Source organism: Ancylobacter polymorphus, from assembly GCF_022836935.1.
GTDB classification, from domain to species: domain Bacteria; phylum Pseudomonadota; class Alphaproteobacteria; order Rhizobiales; family Xanthobacteraceae; genus Ancylobacter; species Ancylobacter polymorphus_A.
The window spans coordinates 1,448,027-1,462,224 of the sequence record NZ_CP083239.1 but is presented as its reverse complement, the minus strand read 5'-3'; the positions used below and the strand labels follow the sequence as shown (position 1 = coordinate 1,462,224).

The window sequence follows — 14,198 nt, the reverse complement described above, 5'->3', positions numbered from 1 at the left end:
CCGAAGCCCGGCGGCTTACACCCGGCTCCAGCCGAGGCAGCCGGCGGGCAGCCCCGCGCCGCCGACCAGCCACGCACCTTCGGCATAAAGGCGGAGCGCGCGCCCCGGCGGCGTCTCGACCACGACCACGCCCATCGCCGGATCGGCCCAGACGAGCCGGGCGTCCTGCCGCGCCAGCGCCTGCGCGACTTGCGCCGGGGCAAGGCCCGGCCGGAAGACGACGGTGGTGAAGGGCTGGTCGGCCGGCGGGCGCAGCGACCATATAGCGGCGCCGAGCGTGCCTAATGTGAGCGCGACCAGAGCGAGCCGCCCGGTCATGCGCCCTCCGCCGCCATTCCCGCGCAGCAGCCAGCCCGCGAGCAGCAGCGGCGCCACCCCGAAGCCGAAGAACCAGACGAGGTCCCAGAACAGCGGATTGGGGCTGTCCACCCGGATACGGTGGATGCCGAGCAGCCAATGCGAGAGCACGCTATCGACGACGTGCCACAGGCCGAAGCCCATGAGCAGGGCGGCAGCGAGCGCGGCCCCGGCCGCTCGCGCGCCGCGCCGGTGCGCCCGCCACAGGCCGACCAGCGCCAGAGCGGCGAGGCCATACATCAAGGCGTGAAAATAGCCGTCCCACAGAACCTGCAGGCGCAGATCGTCCATACCCGGCACCAGGCTGAGCAAGTGATGCCATTGCAGAATCTGGTGCAGAAGAATGCCGTCGAAGAACCCGCCCAGGGCAAAGCCGAGCACGGCGCCCCAGCGCGGAAGGGGTGATGACCCCATGGCGCGCCTCCCTTTCCGGTCTCAACCCCGCGCGGCTGACGACGTTCCCGCCGCATGCCGCGCGGGCTCAGCGAGAGGGGCGCTCCGGCCAGGTTTTCACCACATGCTCCGGCCACGGATTGCGCCCCTCGCGCAGGAAGGCGAGCGTGTCGCGCCAGAAGCCTTCGGCGTGGCTGTCATGGAACAGGCTGAAATGGCCGATCGTCTCCTTTCCGTAATCATCGGGGGCAAGGCCAACCAGCGTGCGCCGGGCGCCGGTGTAGTAGCCGAGCGTGCGGGAGAGCGCCGGGACGGTGCCGAGCGGATCGTCGCTCATCGCCACGGCGAGGATCTCGGCGCGCACCGACGCCATACGCGCGCGCACCTCTTCCCGCGCGGCCGGCGGATGGCTGGTCTCGAAACGCGGCCCGCGAAAGCTCCATTCATGGGCGACGCCGGCCGGCAGATCCTCCAGCCAGCCCAGCCGCTTGCCGGGGAAATAGCCGCACAGGGCGGTGAGCGCCGGCATGGCGACATGCCATTTCAGGAACAGGCTGGCGCGCTGACGCGGCGCGTAATCGCCCCACCACGCATATTGCGCGCCCATGGTGAGCAGCCGCGCGATCCGCGCCCCATTCTCGGCCAGACCGGGCAGGAAGCCGCCGATGGAATGACCGACGACCATGAGCGACGCCGCCGTGCGCGCCGCCAGAAAGCCCAGCGCCGCGTCGACATCGCGCTCGCCCCAGTCGCGCCAGCGATAGCGGCAGCCGCGCAGCCGCGCCGGCCGCGACAGCCCGATGCCGCGATAATCGAAGGTGAGCACCTGGAATCCTTGGCCGGCGAGAAAGCGGGCATAGCGATGATAGTAACGCGCCGCGACGCCTGTGGCGGGATTGATCACCACCGCGCCCTGCACCCGGCCGGGCGCTGCCGCCCAGATGTGCCCGCCAAGCCTCACGCCATCCCGGCAGGTGATCGCCACCGCCTGGGGTTCTATGCCGTCCATGCTCCTGTCTCCCGCCCCCCCCAGGCAGCAGGCGGACGGTTCACAGCCGCCCCCGATTTTGCGGCAGTATAGCTGCCCGACGGCCCCCGAAGGAAATCTCAATGACGGCACGCCACGGGGAGGGAAAAAAGCGTTCGGCCCGGTCAGGGACCGGGCCGACGGTATCAGTAGCGTCGCACCCTGCTCAGTGGGTGGAGCGCATATTGCCCTCGGCCTGCTCGCGGATCGCGGCGGCGCCGTTCTGGGCGGCGAAGCTCTCGGTCATGTTGCGGCCTTCGACCACCGTCTGGGCGGAAGCGGCCGGACGGGTCGCCGCCGCTTCAGCCGAGACGGCGCCGAGCACGAGCGCGGTGGACAGAACGGCGAGGGTGAGGAACTTGTTCATGGCGGTTCTCCTGATTTGCGGCCCGCTCCATGCGGTGCCGATGACCAGGAAAGGGTAGGCCCGCACCCCGCCGGCCTCTATCACGCCTGCGCTTAGCCGGATCACCATTGAATGTGGCCGACCCCATCCCTTGGGATGATCTTCCCCACCCTCAGCGCCACAGCCGCTCCAGCCCGCGCCGCACCTCGCGCACGCGGCGGCGCAGCGCCTGCTTGAGCCGATCGAGGCGCAGCGCCGTCACGACCCGGTCGCGAAGGTTGGTAAGGGTCACGATCACCCATGCCATCCACGGCACGGTCATCAGCTTGGCCCGGCCGGCGGAATAGATGCGCTCGATGATGACGAAGCTGACGAGATAGGCGAGCAGGAAAAGTACGGTGCCCGCCCTGGCCCAGCCATCGGCGATCCACACCAGCGCGACGATTTTCAGCGGCTCGATGGTGACATAGGGAACGACCAGAAGCACGAGGATCGTCGTCACCGAGCGGGCGGCGATCCAGCGCTCGAACGCGTGCATGATCCGGAGCGCGGCGAGGCGGGCAATGAGCGGCCGATAGAGCGGACGCACCAGCTCGTCGAGCAGGATCAGCGGCGTGCAGAGCAGGCGGAAAAGAAAGCCGAGAACCCGCCAGAGCGGAGACGCGCGGCGGGCGGCGCGGGCACGCACGCGGCGGGAAGGCGGCAGGGAAGGCGGCGTGGGGGATGGGACGGGAGGCACCATTCCCTCCATATCGGCGACCCGCAGGGCGATGGCTAGAGAACCTTTTACCGATCTCCGGCGGAGCGGTGGCGTTAGAGGTCGAGCAGAAAGCGCTGGCGCGCACGGCCGCGCAGATGGAAGCCGACGCCCTTGACGCGCATTTCAGTCATGATGTCGGCCGTGCGGCCTTCCGCGCCGACAATGTTCAGCAAGCTCTCGATCTCATGCAGATGGTACTGCAGGCGGAACAGAAGATCGCGTTTGATCACCGGCGCCCCGAGGAAGCGGCGGTAGAGAAAACCGCCGCTATGAATCTGCGAGCGGGCGACGACCGCGTCCATCAGCTGGCGCATCACGGTTTCCTGCCGCAGCTGCGGGCCACCGGGCTCCGGCCGCAGGTCGATCGGCAGATGGCCGAAGAGATCCTGCAGGCCCACGGAATCAACGTCGGCCAGCGCCTCGCGCAGCTTGACCGGGTTGAACAGAACTTCGCTGGAGCGGGCGAGGCTCACCATAAGGCGCGAACTGCCGACCTCGCCCTTGTTGATGGCCCAGGGCCGGGCATTCACCGGAAGATAGTCGCGCCAAAACTGCCGGAACGCCGGCTGCTCCAGCATGTAGCGCGAGATCGAATAGCAGAAGGACTGGAAATGGTGATGATATTCCCAGTTCTCATACGTCGCGCAGACATCGCAGGGGGAGGTGGCGAGCCTCTGCACCATCTCGGTCAGACCGGCGCGGAAGTAATAGACGCTGTCGTTCATCAGCAGCAGCCGCTCCGGCTCCCGCCCGGCAAAGGACAGGATGGCGTCGCGGTAGCCCCCCATGTCGCGGCCGGAATTGTCGCGCAGCATGATCCGATCGGCAAAGGGCCTTAGCTCCGCCAGCCGCGCCTCGCTGAGCGGGTGATTGACCACGAGGGTCACATTGATCCCCGCCTCGGCCAGCGCTTCCAGCGCGTTGGTCACATACCAGGCGGTCGCCTGCGGCTGCCAGATGAGGAAAACAGCATGCACATTGCCGGGATGACGCCGTTCGCCGGGTATAATGACCGGCTTGGATTCGCGACCGAACCTGCGGGCGAGGCGGGCGCGCAGGATCGGCATCCGGTATTCAGCCAGGTACACATAGGTCTTGCCGAACCGGATCTTCATGAATCATCCGTCTAGAGGCTCACGCCAGCGTCTCCTTCTCGCAGGATAGGCCGGCGGACGGAGGGCTTGGCAAGCCACTTGGGCCGAAGAATGTCCGCCTCTCTTGCGCACGACATACCTACCGTCAAGAAGCCAGGCGGTCGCGGCGGACACTCATCCGCAGATTGTGCCGGCGTGCGGCACTTGCATCACCCCCTTGCTGTCGCCTGCTCCGCCTCAAGGCAGGTCAGGCTCGTCGTGGGGAACACCTCTTCCGGTGTGGCGCACAGGCCGGTTCGGCCCAGCCATCGGCCGAGTGCCGGCTCGGCGGTGAGCACCGCGAAGGGCACGGCGGCGAGCAGGGCGACCAGCACCGGCAGCGCCCAGGGCAACGCACCCGGCGCGAAGCCGGCAAGCAGTGCGGCCAGCGACGCACCGAACAGGAATTGCGGCCACAGCCCGGCAAGTGCGGTGCGCCAGGACAGGCGCTCGGCATCGCGCGCCTGCGCCTCCCAGGTCACGGTGCGGCCGAAGGCCAGGCCGATCATGAACAGCGCGATGCGGAAGGCCACGACCGGCCCCAGCAGCACGGAAAAGACGAACTCGGCCAGCGCGCCCCCGGCCAGCCGGGCGCTGCCGCCATAGCGCGCACGCTCGCCGGCCCGCAGCAGCACGTCGAGCAGACCCGCGACCTTCGGCGCGAGGCTCATCGCGAACATGGTGGCGAACAGGGTGAGCCCCAGCGCGGCGGGAAAAGGCGCGTCCGCCCGCTCGGTATCGAACACCTTCAGCGCGGCGAGGGCGACGAAGGCCATCCAGGCGAAGGCGCCGAGATACATCAGGATCGCCCAGGCGATCTGGAATCGGCTCATCGGCTTCAGGCCGGGCAGAGCGAGCAGGCGCCAATACTGCATGTTGCCCTGGCACCAGCGCAGATCACGCCGGGTGAATTCCGTGAGGTGCGGCGGGTTTTCCTCGAAACTGTCCATCTCCTCCGGCAGCACCCGCACCTCGAAGCCCGCGCGACGCATCAGCACCGCCTCGATCTGGTCGTGCGAGAGTACATGACCGGCCAGCGGCCCCTTGCCCGGCAGGACGGGGAGCTGGCAGTGCGCCTTGAACGGGGCGATGCGGATGACGGCGTTGTGCCCCCAATAGGGCCCGCAATCGCCCGCCCACCAGGAGGCGCCCATGGTGTAGGAGCGCATGCCGTGGCGCATGCCGAACTGGAAGATGCGGGCGAAGGGCGAGCGGGAGGGCAGGCCGACCACCAGGCTTTGCAGGATGCCGAGGCGCGGATGCGCCTGCATGATGCGCACGAGGCGCAGCGTTGCGTCGGCGCCGAGGAAGCTGTCGGCATCGAGTACCAGCATGAAGTCATGCGCGTCGCCCCAGCGCTCCAGGAAATCGCGGATATTGCCGGCCTTGAAACCCTCATTGCTGGTGCGGCGGCGGTAGTGAAGCGACGCCCCTTCGCTGCGTTCCGCCTGCCACGCGGCGAACAGGTTCTCCTCCTGCGCCGCGATCTCCGGCCGGGTGGTGTCGGACAACACGAACCAGGCGAAGGCCTCGCCCGCACCGCTGGCGGCGAGTTCGCTCTCCATGGCACGCAGCCGGGCGAAAGCCCGGGCGGGGTCCTCGTTGCGCAGCGTCATGACCATGGCGACGCGGGCGGTGATCGGCGCCTCCTCTGCCGCCCGCGTGGCATAGGGATAGACCGAGCGGCGGGCGTCGCCGGGCCCGTGCAGGAGCCAGAGCCCGATGAGGGCGTTCCAGAAGCCGAGAATGGTCCAGGGCGTGGAGAGACAGAAGGCCGCCAGCAGCAATCCATCCAGCAGGGAGAACCCGCCATGGGCGAGGAGATGGGCGAACAGCGCCACCAGCACGGCATAGGTCGCCGCGATGAGGGTGAAGACCACCACGCGGCGGCGCGTGAGCTGCCGGGCGGACTGCACGCCGGTGGGCGTGCGGCACTCGGCGCGACCGGCGGAAATGAAGCGTCCTTCGGCGAGATTCTCGTCCAGACTCATGCGATCCTCGGCTCGGCGCGGGCGCGCGGCCACCATGGCCGCACCCGGGGCTTGTACGCGCCCCGTCGTGGGCGGTTCACGCGCATGTGGGATCTAACCGCACCGTGATGCTGTTATGCACGCGAATAAGGGCAGGGGGTGACGGTTGATGGGCGGCACGGCGGAGATGGCCACACAGCTCTGGTGCGTGGCGCCGGGGCGCTATGAACTGCGCCATATGCCGCTGCCCCCGCCGGGCGAGGACGGGCTCCTCATTCGCAGCCTCGTTTCGGCAGTGAGCCGGGGGACGGAACGGCTGGTGCTGGAAGGTGCGGTGCCGCCAAGCGAGCACGAGCGCATGCGCGGCCCGTTCCAGAACGGGGATTTCCCGTTTCCGGTGCACTATGGCTATCAGAGCGTCGGGCTGGTCGAGGCTGGGCCGGCGGAATGGGTCGGCCGCACCGTCTTCGCGCTCTTTCCCCATCAGGACCGCTACAGCCTGCCCGTGGCGGCGGCGATGCCGGTGCCGGAGAGCCTGCCGCCGGAGCGCGCCGCTCTCGCCGCCAATATGGAAACGGCGCTGAACGCGATCTGGGATTCCGGCGCCGGGCCGGGAGACCGGATCACCGTCGTCGGCGGCGGGGTGGTCGGCCTGCTACTGACCGCGCTCGCCGCCCGGCTGCCCGGCGCGGAGGTGACGCTGGTGGATGTGAACCCGGCCCGGGCCGACATGGCGCGCGCGCTCGGCGCCGCCTTCGCCCTGCCCGACGCCGTGACCGACGAGGCCGATATCGTGCTGCATACCAGCGCCACCGCGCAGGGCCTTGCCACCGCGCTGGCGGCGGCCGCGTTCGAGGCGAAGGTGGTGGAGGTGAGTTGGTATGGCGGCCACGCTCCCGCCGTGCCGCTGGGCGAGGCTTTTCACAGCCGGCGCCTGCAACTGATCGGCTCGCAGGTGGGTTCCGTATCTCCATCACGGCGTCCGCGCTGGCCGCATGCGCGCCGGCTGGCCAAGGCGATTACCCTGCTCGACGATGCGCGGCTCGACCCGCTGGTCACGCATGTCGTCGCTTTCGATACGGCGCCGCAACGGCTGCCGCCACTTCTGACCGGGGGCGAGGACGCGCTGGCGATCCTGCTCGATTACCGATGAGGAATGCCATGTACTCTGTCGAAGTCCGCGATCGCATCATGATCGCCCATTCGCTGCCCGACCCGTTCTTCGGCCCTGCGCAGGGCCTGCACGGCGCGACCTTCGTGGTCGATGTCGCCTTTTTCCGCGAGACGCTGACGGCGCAGAATGTCGTGGTCGATATCGGCGCCGCGCTCGACGTGCTGAAAAAGACGCTGGCGCCGCTCGCCTATCAGAATCTCGACACGCTGCCGAAATTTGCCGGCACGCTGACCACCACGGAATTTCTCGCCCGGTATATTTTCGACGCCATCGCCGACGCTGCGAAGGCCGGCGCGCTGGGCGAGGACGGGCAGGGGCTGGCGAAGATCCGCGTGACCCTGCACGAGACCGACCTTGCGCGCGCCAGCTTCGAATCCGGCCTCGGCTGAGGCGCGGGCGTGAACGACTTCGCCTTTGCCATACCCGGCGACCTCGACCTGCCGACCGGCGGCTATGCCTATGACCGCCGGGTGATCGCCGAGGCGCCCGGCGCCGGGGGCATGCTGACCCATGTCGCGCTGCCCGGCGGCTTTCCCTTCCCCTCGCCGGCGGAGCTGGAGGCCAGCGCCGCGCGGCTGCGCGCCTTGCCGCCGGGCCAGCCCGTGCTGATCGATGGTCTCGCCCTCGGCGCCCTGCCGGCACCGCTCTTGCGCGGGCTCGGACGGCGGGTGGCGGCGCTGGTGCATCATCCGCTGGCGCTGGAAGCCGGGCTGAACGACGACCAGCGGGCGCAGCTTCACGCCAGCGAAAAGGCGGCGCTGGCGGAGGCTGCGGCGGTGATCACCACCAGCCCCGCAACCGCCCGTGACCTCGTGCGCGACTACGGCGTGCCGGAAAGCCGGCTCCGCATTGCCCTGCCCGGCACGGACCCCGCCCCGCGCGCCACCGGCACGGGCCGGCCGCTGCGGCTGCTCGCCGTCGGCTCGGTGATTCCGCGCAAGGCGCATGGCGTGCTGGTGGAGACGCTGGCGGGCCTCGCCGCGCAGGATTGGCAGTGCCATATCGTCGGCGCCACCGACCGTGACCCCGCCGAGACCGAGCGGGTCGCGGCGCTCATCGCCGCCCATGGGCTCGGCGCCCGTGTCCGCCTGGCCGGCGCGCTGTCGGCCGAGGCGCTGGCCGGCGAATTCGATGCCGCCGACCTGTTCGTGACCGCCTCGCTGTTCGAGGGCTATGGCATGGGGCTGACCGAGGCGCTGGCGCGCGCCCTGCCCATTCTTGCCACCCGCGCCGGCGCCATTCCCGATACCGTGCCGGCGGAGGCCGCGCTGCTGGCGGAGCCCGGCGATGTGCGGAGCCTGCGCGACGCGCTGCGTGTTCTGCTCGCGGATGCCCCCCGGCGCCGGCAGCTCGCCGACGCGGCATGGCGCCACGCCCAAACCCTGCCAAGCTGGACCGAGACCGCCGCGGCGCTGCTCGCCGCCCTGAAGGAGATGCCCCGATGAGCGGCTTCGCTGCCGACTGGCTCGCTCTGCGCGAACCGGTGGACCACGCCTCCCGCAACCCCACGCTCGCCGCGCGGGTGCGGGCGCATTTCGCCGGGCGTGACGCGCTCACCATTGTCGATCTCGGCTGCGGCACCGGCTCAAACCTGCGCGGCCTTGCCGCCGACCTGCCGCCGCGCCAGCACTGGCACCTGATCGACGGCGATGCGGCGCTGCTGCAGCGGGCACGCGAGAGCCTCGCCGACTGGGCGGAAGAGGCGCAAGCCGATGGCGAGCGGCTGCGGCTGAGGCGCGACGGGCGGGAAATCGTGGTGAGCTTCGAACGCGCCGACCTCACCCGCCGCGACCTCGATTTCACCGCTGTCGGTGCGGAGCTGGTGACCGCCGCCGCCCTGCTCGATCTCGTGTCGGAAAGCTGGCTGGAGCGCCTCGTCGCGGCGCTGGCGGCGGTCAAGCTGCCGCTTTATGCCGTGCTGAACTATGATGGCGAGGCGGAATGGCAGCCCGCCGACCCGCTGGACGGGCGGGTGATTGCCGCCTTCAACCGCCACCAGCGCGGCGACAAGGGGTTCGGGCCGGCGCTCGGCCCGGCCTCAAGCGAAGCTTTGGCGCAGCTGCTGCGCCAGCACGGCTACCGTTATGGCTCGCTGCCCAGCCCGTGGGTGCTCGGCCCCACCGAGGCCGAACTCATCCGCGCGCTGACCGATGGCTTTGCCCAGGCGGCGGGCGAGATTGAGGCTGAGCGACAGGCCGCCTTCGCCGCCTGGGCGAAGGTGCAGGCGGGGGCGCACATGGTGCGGATCGGCCATCGCGACGTGTTCGGCCATCCCTAGATCATTTCACTGTTTCGTGGACACGGTGAAATGATCTAATTCTTTGTTTTGTCGCGTTTTTTCACGCGAACCGGAATCCACTTCGCTCGAAAACGCTCTGACGGCGCGGCGCCGCTCAGAAGGGCGGCCACATCCGCGCCATCACCCCGTCGCGCTTGAGAAAACGGTGGTAGAGCGCGGCGGCGATATGCGCGAGCGCCAAGACGCCGAGAAGCTGCGCCAGCAGCCCGTGCAGGCCGAGAATCCGCTTGGCCAGCGCCTCGTCCGGTCCGATGAGCGCCGGCAGATCGAACAGGCCGAACACGTTGAGCGCAGGATAGGCCGACACCCCGGCCCAGCCGAGCAGCGGCACGACGAGCAGCAGCAGATAGAGCGCGGCATGCACGGCGGCGGAGGCGATCCGCTCGAACGGCGTCAGCGGCGCCACCCGTGCGGGCTCCCCCCGGCGCAGCCGCACCAGCACCCGCAGCACGACGAGCCACAGGACGAGGAAGCCGACAAATTTGTGCAGGCTGTAAAGGGAGCCGGTCAGCGCATCGAAGCCGGTCGCTTCCCCGCGCTCCACCATATAGAGCCCGAGCGGGATGAGGCCGACCACCAGAAGGCCGATCACCCAGTGCAGGGCGCGGGCGGTGGGGCCGTAGCGAAAGCGCGCCTCAGGCAGGTTCCGATCCGAAGCCGACATACGTCCCTCCCTCGCCGGTTCCGCGCAGGTCACAGTCGCAGAGAATATTGCCGTCGTCGAGAAGATAGGTATCGACGCGCGGGCGCAGCGCCCCTTCCAGCCCATCAATGGGCCGCAACGCGAGGCCCGGCCGACCGGAGCCGAGAATGATCGGCGCCACGCACACATGCAGCCGGTCGACCAGCCCGTCATCGATGAAGCGCGAGACCGTGGAGGCGCCGCCCTCGACCAGAATGGTGCGATGGCCCCGCGCCGCCAGCGCGGCAACGAGCTTAGCCGGCTCGAAGATGTCAGGTTCGTCCGGCGGGCCGATGCGCTCGACTGCCTCCGGCCAGCCGGCTTCATTTTGGGTGAACACGATTCTGTGACAGCCGTCCGCGTCGAGCCATTTCGCATCACGCGGCGAGCGGCCGCTGCGGTCGATCACCGCCCGCGCCGGGCTGCGGCCGGGCACGCGGCGGGTGGTGAGGCGGGGGTTGTCGGCCACCACCGTGCCGACGCCGACCACCACCACATCGACGAGGGCGCGCAGGCGGTGGAGATGGTCAAGGCCACTCAGACCGTTGATATCGCGCGATTTTCCCGTCGGCGTCGCAATCCGCCCGTCCAGGGACTGGCCGAGCTGGGCGATGACATAGGGCGTGGCGCGGGGCCGCAACAGCGGCTCATAAAGCGCCGCCAGCGGGTCGATCGGTGTTTCGCGACGATTCACGCAAGGCCCCCCGCTCTGTGCATCTCGATCCTCTGAACGATCAAGGGCGACCGGCGTTGCTGGTCCGTTGGCGCCCTATATCCGTAGCTACTACGTCCAAGACACGGAAATGGTGCAGCGGGAGAGATTTCAATGAGCAGAAGCGCGACGACCGCCGGCACGATTGCGAGCCTCTTCGGCGACGCCACCCTGACAGAGGCGGAGCGCGCCATCGCCGAGATGCGCGCCGGGCGTCCCGTCATCCTCGCCGAAGGCGGCCGGCTTTTCCTGGCGGCGAGCGCGGAATTCGCCGATGCGGAGCGGCTCGCGGCGCTGGACGCGCTCGTCGGCGGCGCGCTGCAATTGGTGCTCACCCCCGCCCGGTTGCGGGCGCTCGGGCGGCCGGAGGAAGCGCGCCCCATGGCGCTGCCCGTGTCGGAACTCGGAAGCGCGCGGGTGCGGGCCTTGAGCGCGCAGGATCTGTCCGGCGCCAAGGGGGAGACACTCGGCGCCGAACTCGTTGAGGCGCACGCGGCCGGCGCGGCGGCGCTGCATCTTGCCACCCTCGCTTTGATGCTGCCCGCCGTGCTCGTCGGGCCCCTTGCACCGGCGGCACTCACCCTGCCGGCGCTGACCGTGCGCGCCGAGGCGATCACGCGCTATGGCGAGGACCGCGCGACGCGGGTGGAGATCGTCTCCCGTGCCCCAGTGCCGCTGCTCACCGCGCGTAATTGCGAATTCGTGGTGTTCCGTGGCGGCGAGGGCATGCGCGAGCAGGTGGCGGTGGTGGTCGGCACGCCGGACCCGGCGCGGCCGGTGCTGGTGCGGCTGCATTCCGCCTGCCTTACCGGCGACCTGTTCGGCTCGCTGCGCTGCGACTGTGGCGACCAGCTGCGCACGACAGTCGCCACCATGGCGCAGGCGGGCGGCGGCGTGCTGCTCTATCTCGATCAGGAAGGACGCGGCAACGGCATCGCCAACAAGATGCGCGCCTACCGCCTGCAGAGCGACGGGCTCGACACGTATGAGGCGGACGAGACGCTCGGCTTCGGGCTCGACGCGCGCCGCTTCGACTTTGCCGCCGCCATGCTGCGCCAGCTTGGCTACGAGCATGTGGTGCTGATGACCAACAACCCCGAAAAGATCGCGGCGCTGAGCCGGGCGGGGCTCCAGGTCTCCGGCGTCGAGCGGCTCTATGGGCGGCGCGGTGCCGACAATATCCGCTACCTCGCTGCCAAGCGCGACCGTGCCGGTCATTTCCTTGATCTCGACGCGCTGGACCATCACGCCCCCGCCTCCTGCGGCTGAGGCACTTCCCGTTCCCCAAGGCCTTCGGCCCCGAAGGCCTCCCCTCGACCCCGGCGCCCGCGCTGGGGTCTTTTTTTGCGCGCGGGGGAGACTACATGTCGAATGCAGTATGGCGACATTAAATTGTTGACACTTTGAACGAGGGGCGTAGGCTCTGTTCATGACCTCTTCCGCTGCCCATGATGTCAGCTTCCTGCGCCTCACCTCGCTGCCCATGCTGCTGGAGCGCGAGATCGAGAGCATGATCCTCGATGGCCGGCTGACCGAGGGCGGGCGGATCAACGAGAACCAGCTCGCGGCCACCTTCGGTGTCAGCCGCGGCCCGGTGCGCGAGGCTCTGCGCTCGCTGGAAGCGCTGGGGCTGGTGGAGCTGCTGCCCAATCGCGGCGTGTTCATCCGCAGCCTCGACATCACCCAGGTGGTGGAGATGTATGGCGTGCGCGCCGCCCTGTTCGGCTATGCCGCGCAGCTTCTCGCCGCCCGCGCCGAGCCGGAGGTGATCGCCCGGCTGCGCGCCCTGCTGGATGAAATGGCCGACGCCGCGCAGGCGCATGATTTCGACCGCTACTACCCGCTCAATTTCGCCTTTCACGATTTCATCGTCGAGCGCACCGGCAATGGCGTGCTCACCACCCAGTATCGCGGACTGGTGAAACAGCTGAGGCTCTACCGGGCCGGCAATCTGATGACCGGCAACACGCTGGAGCTGTCCAACGAGGAACATGCCCGCATCGTCGCGGCCATAGAGGGCCGGGACGCTGCGCGCGCCTACCAGACGAGCTTCGACCATGTCGAGCGCGGCAAGGAGCGGCTTCTCGCCCGCTCCGCGTCCGCCGGCCGGGCCGAAGAGCAAAGCGCCTGACCTGAAGCGTTCAAGGAGAGGCGCCCAGTCAAGGGCGCCCGAAGCCCGGCGACGCACGCCCGCGCCAAGGGGCGCGTGCCGCCGCAACCGTCACATCATCATCGGGAGATCGCCCGGCAGAGGCGGCCCCGCACTCCTGGGAGGAAGTCCATGCGAAAGACCCTGACCGGCTTTCTGAGCGCCGTGCTGGCCGTCGGGCTCGGCACGCTCAGCCTCAAGGCCGAACCCCTCGCCTATCCGCACAAGGTCGTCACCCTCGTCACCCATTCCAGCCCGGGCGGCGGCAGCGACGTGTTCCTGCGCGAATTGTCGAAATATCTCGGCAAATATATCGGCGCCACCTTCATCGTCGAGAACGTGCAGGGCGGCAGCGGCGCCAAGGCGGTGGCACGCGTCGCCGCCGCGCCGGCCGATGGCAGCGTGTTCTACGCCACCACGCCGACCTACATCTATACGTCGCTGCTCTCCAAGCCCTCCGCCACCTATAAGGACCTGGAGCCGCTGGTGAATCTGTTCGCCGACAGCGAGGTGATCTACACCCGCGCCGACGGCCCGTTCAAAACCCTGCAGGACGTGATCGACAAGGCCAAGAAGGAGCGCGGCCGCTGGGGCGCCGCCAACCCGGCCTCGCTGGAGCGCCAGGCCGCCGAGCAGCTCAAGCGCGCCGCCGGCGTCAACGCCGCCATCGTCACCCATGAGGGCGGCGGCGACATGATGCTGAACGTGCTCAACGGCACGCTCGACATCGGCATCGGCGAAATCCAGGAACTGCGGTCGCAGATCGACGCCGGGAAGATCCGCCTGCTGGCCACCTTCAACCCCGCGCGCATTCCGGAAAAGCCCGATGTCCCGACGGTGAAGGAAAGCGGCTTCGACGTGACACTGGTGAAGTTCCGCGGCCTCGCCGGCCCCAAGGGCCTGCCGGACAATGTCACCAAGGTGTGGGACGAGGCGATCAAGAACGTGCTCGCCGACCCCGACTACAAGGCGCGCTACACCGAAGAAGTTCTGGTGCCGAACTACATCCCGCACGCGCAGTACCAGGCCTTCATCACAAACTTCGCCGACACGACCGAGGCGTTCCTGAAGGAAACCGGCGCGGTGAAGTAGCCGCCAAGACGATGCCGGCCGCCCCCGCGTGCCGGCGTCGCCCCCTGCCGACGCGCCCGCCCCGCTCCCTGGCCGGTGCCGGCGGCACCTTCCGCCCCCCAAGG

15 protein-coding genes are annotated in these 14,198 nt (G+C 69.2%); 7 read left to right on the top strand and 8 right to left on the bottom strand.

Annotation, left to right across the window (positions count from 1 at the left end; genetic code table 11):
• Positions 1–15: 15 nt before the first annotated feature.
• From K9D25_RS06840 to mdoH, 6 genes are all read right to left on the bottom strand, one after another.
• Entirely contained in the window at positions 16–771 is a 756-nt protein-coding gene (locus tag K9D25_RS06840) for a DUF2243 domain-containing protein (protein WP_244450111.1), read from the bottom strand.
• Between the two features lie 67 nt (positions 772–838).
• Complete coding sequence (locus K9D25_RS06835; protein ID WP_244450110.1) at positions 839–1,759, bottom strand: alpha/beta hydrolase family protein; 921 nt, start codon at positions 1,757–1,759, stop codon at positions 839–841.
• Between the two features lie 184 nt (positions 1,760–1,943).
• Positions 1,944–2,144 (bottom strand): hypothetical protein, encoded by a 201-nt coding sequence (locus K9D25_RS06830; protein WP_244450109.1) that lies wholly within the window; start codon positions 2,142–2,144, stop codon positions 1,944–1,946.
• A gap of 151 nt (positions 2,145–2,295) precedes the next feature.
• Positions 2,296–2,865 (bottom strand): hypothetical protein, encoded by a 570-nt coding sequence (locus tag K9D25_RS06825; RefSeq protein ID WP_244450108.1) that lies wholly within the window; start codon positions 2,863–2,865, stop codon positions 2,296–2,298.
• A 71-nt stretch (positions 2,866–2,936) separates the two neighbouring features.
• Positions 2,937–3,998: a rhamnan synthesis F family protein gene (locus tag K9D25_RS06820; RefSeq protein ID WP_244450107.1), complete on the bottom strand. Its 1,062-nt coding sequence runs from the start codon at positions 3,996–3,998 to the stop codon at positions 2,937–2,939.
• 188 nt (positions 3,999–4,186) lie between these two features.
• Positions 4,187–6,007, bottom strand: coding sequence for a glucans biosynthesis glucosyltransferase MdoH (gene mdoH / locus K9D25_RS06815; protein ID WP_244450106.1), 1,821 nt, complete (start codon positions 6,005–6,007; stop codon positions 4,187–4,189).
• A 166-nt stretch (positions 6,008–6,173) separates the two neighbouring features.
• On the opposite strand from mdoH, the gene K9D25_RS06810 reads away from it, so the two are divergent.
• From K9D25_RS06810 to K9D25_RS06795, 4 genes are read left to right on the top strand one after another with little or no spacing between them, the layout of a single operon-like run.
• On the top strand, positions 6,174–7,139 hold the full coding sequence (locus tag K9D25_RS06810) for a zinc-dependent alcohol dehydrogenase (RefSeq protein ID WP_244450105.1): 966 nt from the start codon (positions 6,174–6,176) through the stop codon (positions 7,137–7,139).
• Between the two features lie 8 nt (positions 7,140–7,147).
• Entirely contained in the window at positions 7,148–7,549 is a 402-nt protein-coding gene (locus K9D25_RS06805; protein ID WP_244450104.1) for a 6-pyruvoyl trahydropterin synthase family protein, read from the top strand.
• 9 nt (positions 7,550–7,558) lie between these two features.
• A complete protein-coding gene (locus K9D25_RS06800) occupies positions 7,559–8,605 on the top strand; it encodes a glycosyltransferase family 4 protein (protein ID WP_244450103.1) in 1,047 nt (348 codons plus the stop codon).
• Positions 8,602–9,438, top strand: coding sequence for a methyltransferase domain-containing protein (locus tag K9D25_RS06795; protein ID WP_244450102.1), 837 nt, complete (start codon positions 8,602–8,604; stop codon positions 9,436–9,438). The genes K9D25_RS06800 and K9D25_RS06795 overlap by 4 nt, the downstream gene beginning before the upstream one ends.
• 115 nt (positions 9,439–9,553) lie before the next feature.
• Here K9D25_RS06795 and K9D25_RS06790 read toward each other — a convergent pair whose 3' ends face one another.
• Complete coding sequence (locus K9D25_RS06790; RefSeq protein WP_244450101.1) at positions 9,554–10,123, bottom strand: cytochrome b; 570 nt, start codon at positions 10,121–10,123, stop codon at positions 9,554–9,556.
• On the bottom strand, positions 10,095–10,835 hold the full coding sequence (locus tag K9D25_RS06785; protein WP_244450100.1) for a RibD family protein: 741 nt from the start codon (positions 10,833–10,835) through the stop codon (positions 10,095–10,097). Before K9D25_RS06785 ends, K9D25_RS06790 begins: the two co-directional genes overlap by 29 nt.
• Positions 10,836–10,967: 132 nt before the next feature.
• Here K9D25_RS06785 and ribA point away from each other — a divergent pair, with 132 nt between their 5' ends.
• From ribA to K9D25_RS06770, 3 genes are all read left to right on the top strand, one after another.
• Positions 10,968–12,122, top strand: a complete 1,155-nt coding sequence (gene ribA / locus K9D25_RS06780) for a GTP cyclohydrolase II RibA (RefSeq protein WP_244450099.1) — start codon at positions 10,968–10,970, stop codon at positions 12,120–12,122.
• Positions 12,123–12,282: 160 nt separating this feature from the next.
• Positions 12,283–12,984, top strand: coding sequence for an FCD domain-containing protein (locus tag K9D25_RS06775; RefSeq protein ID WP_244450098.1), 702 nt, complete (start codon positions 12,283–12,285; stop codon positions 12,982–12,984).
• Between the two features lie 150 nt (positions 12,985–13,134).
• Positions 13,135–14,094 (top strand): tripartite tricarboxylate transporter substrate binding protein, encoded by a 960-nt coding sequence (locus tag K9D25_RS06770; RefSeq protein ID WP_244450097.1) that lies wholly within the window; start codon positions 13,135–13,137, stop codon positions 14,092–14,094.
• Positions 14,095–14,198 lie beyond the last annotated feature (104 nt).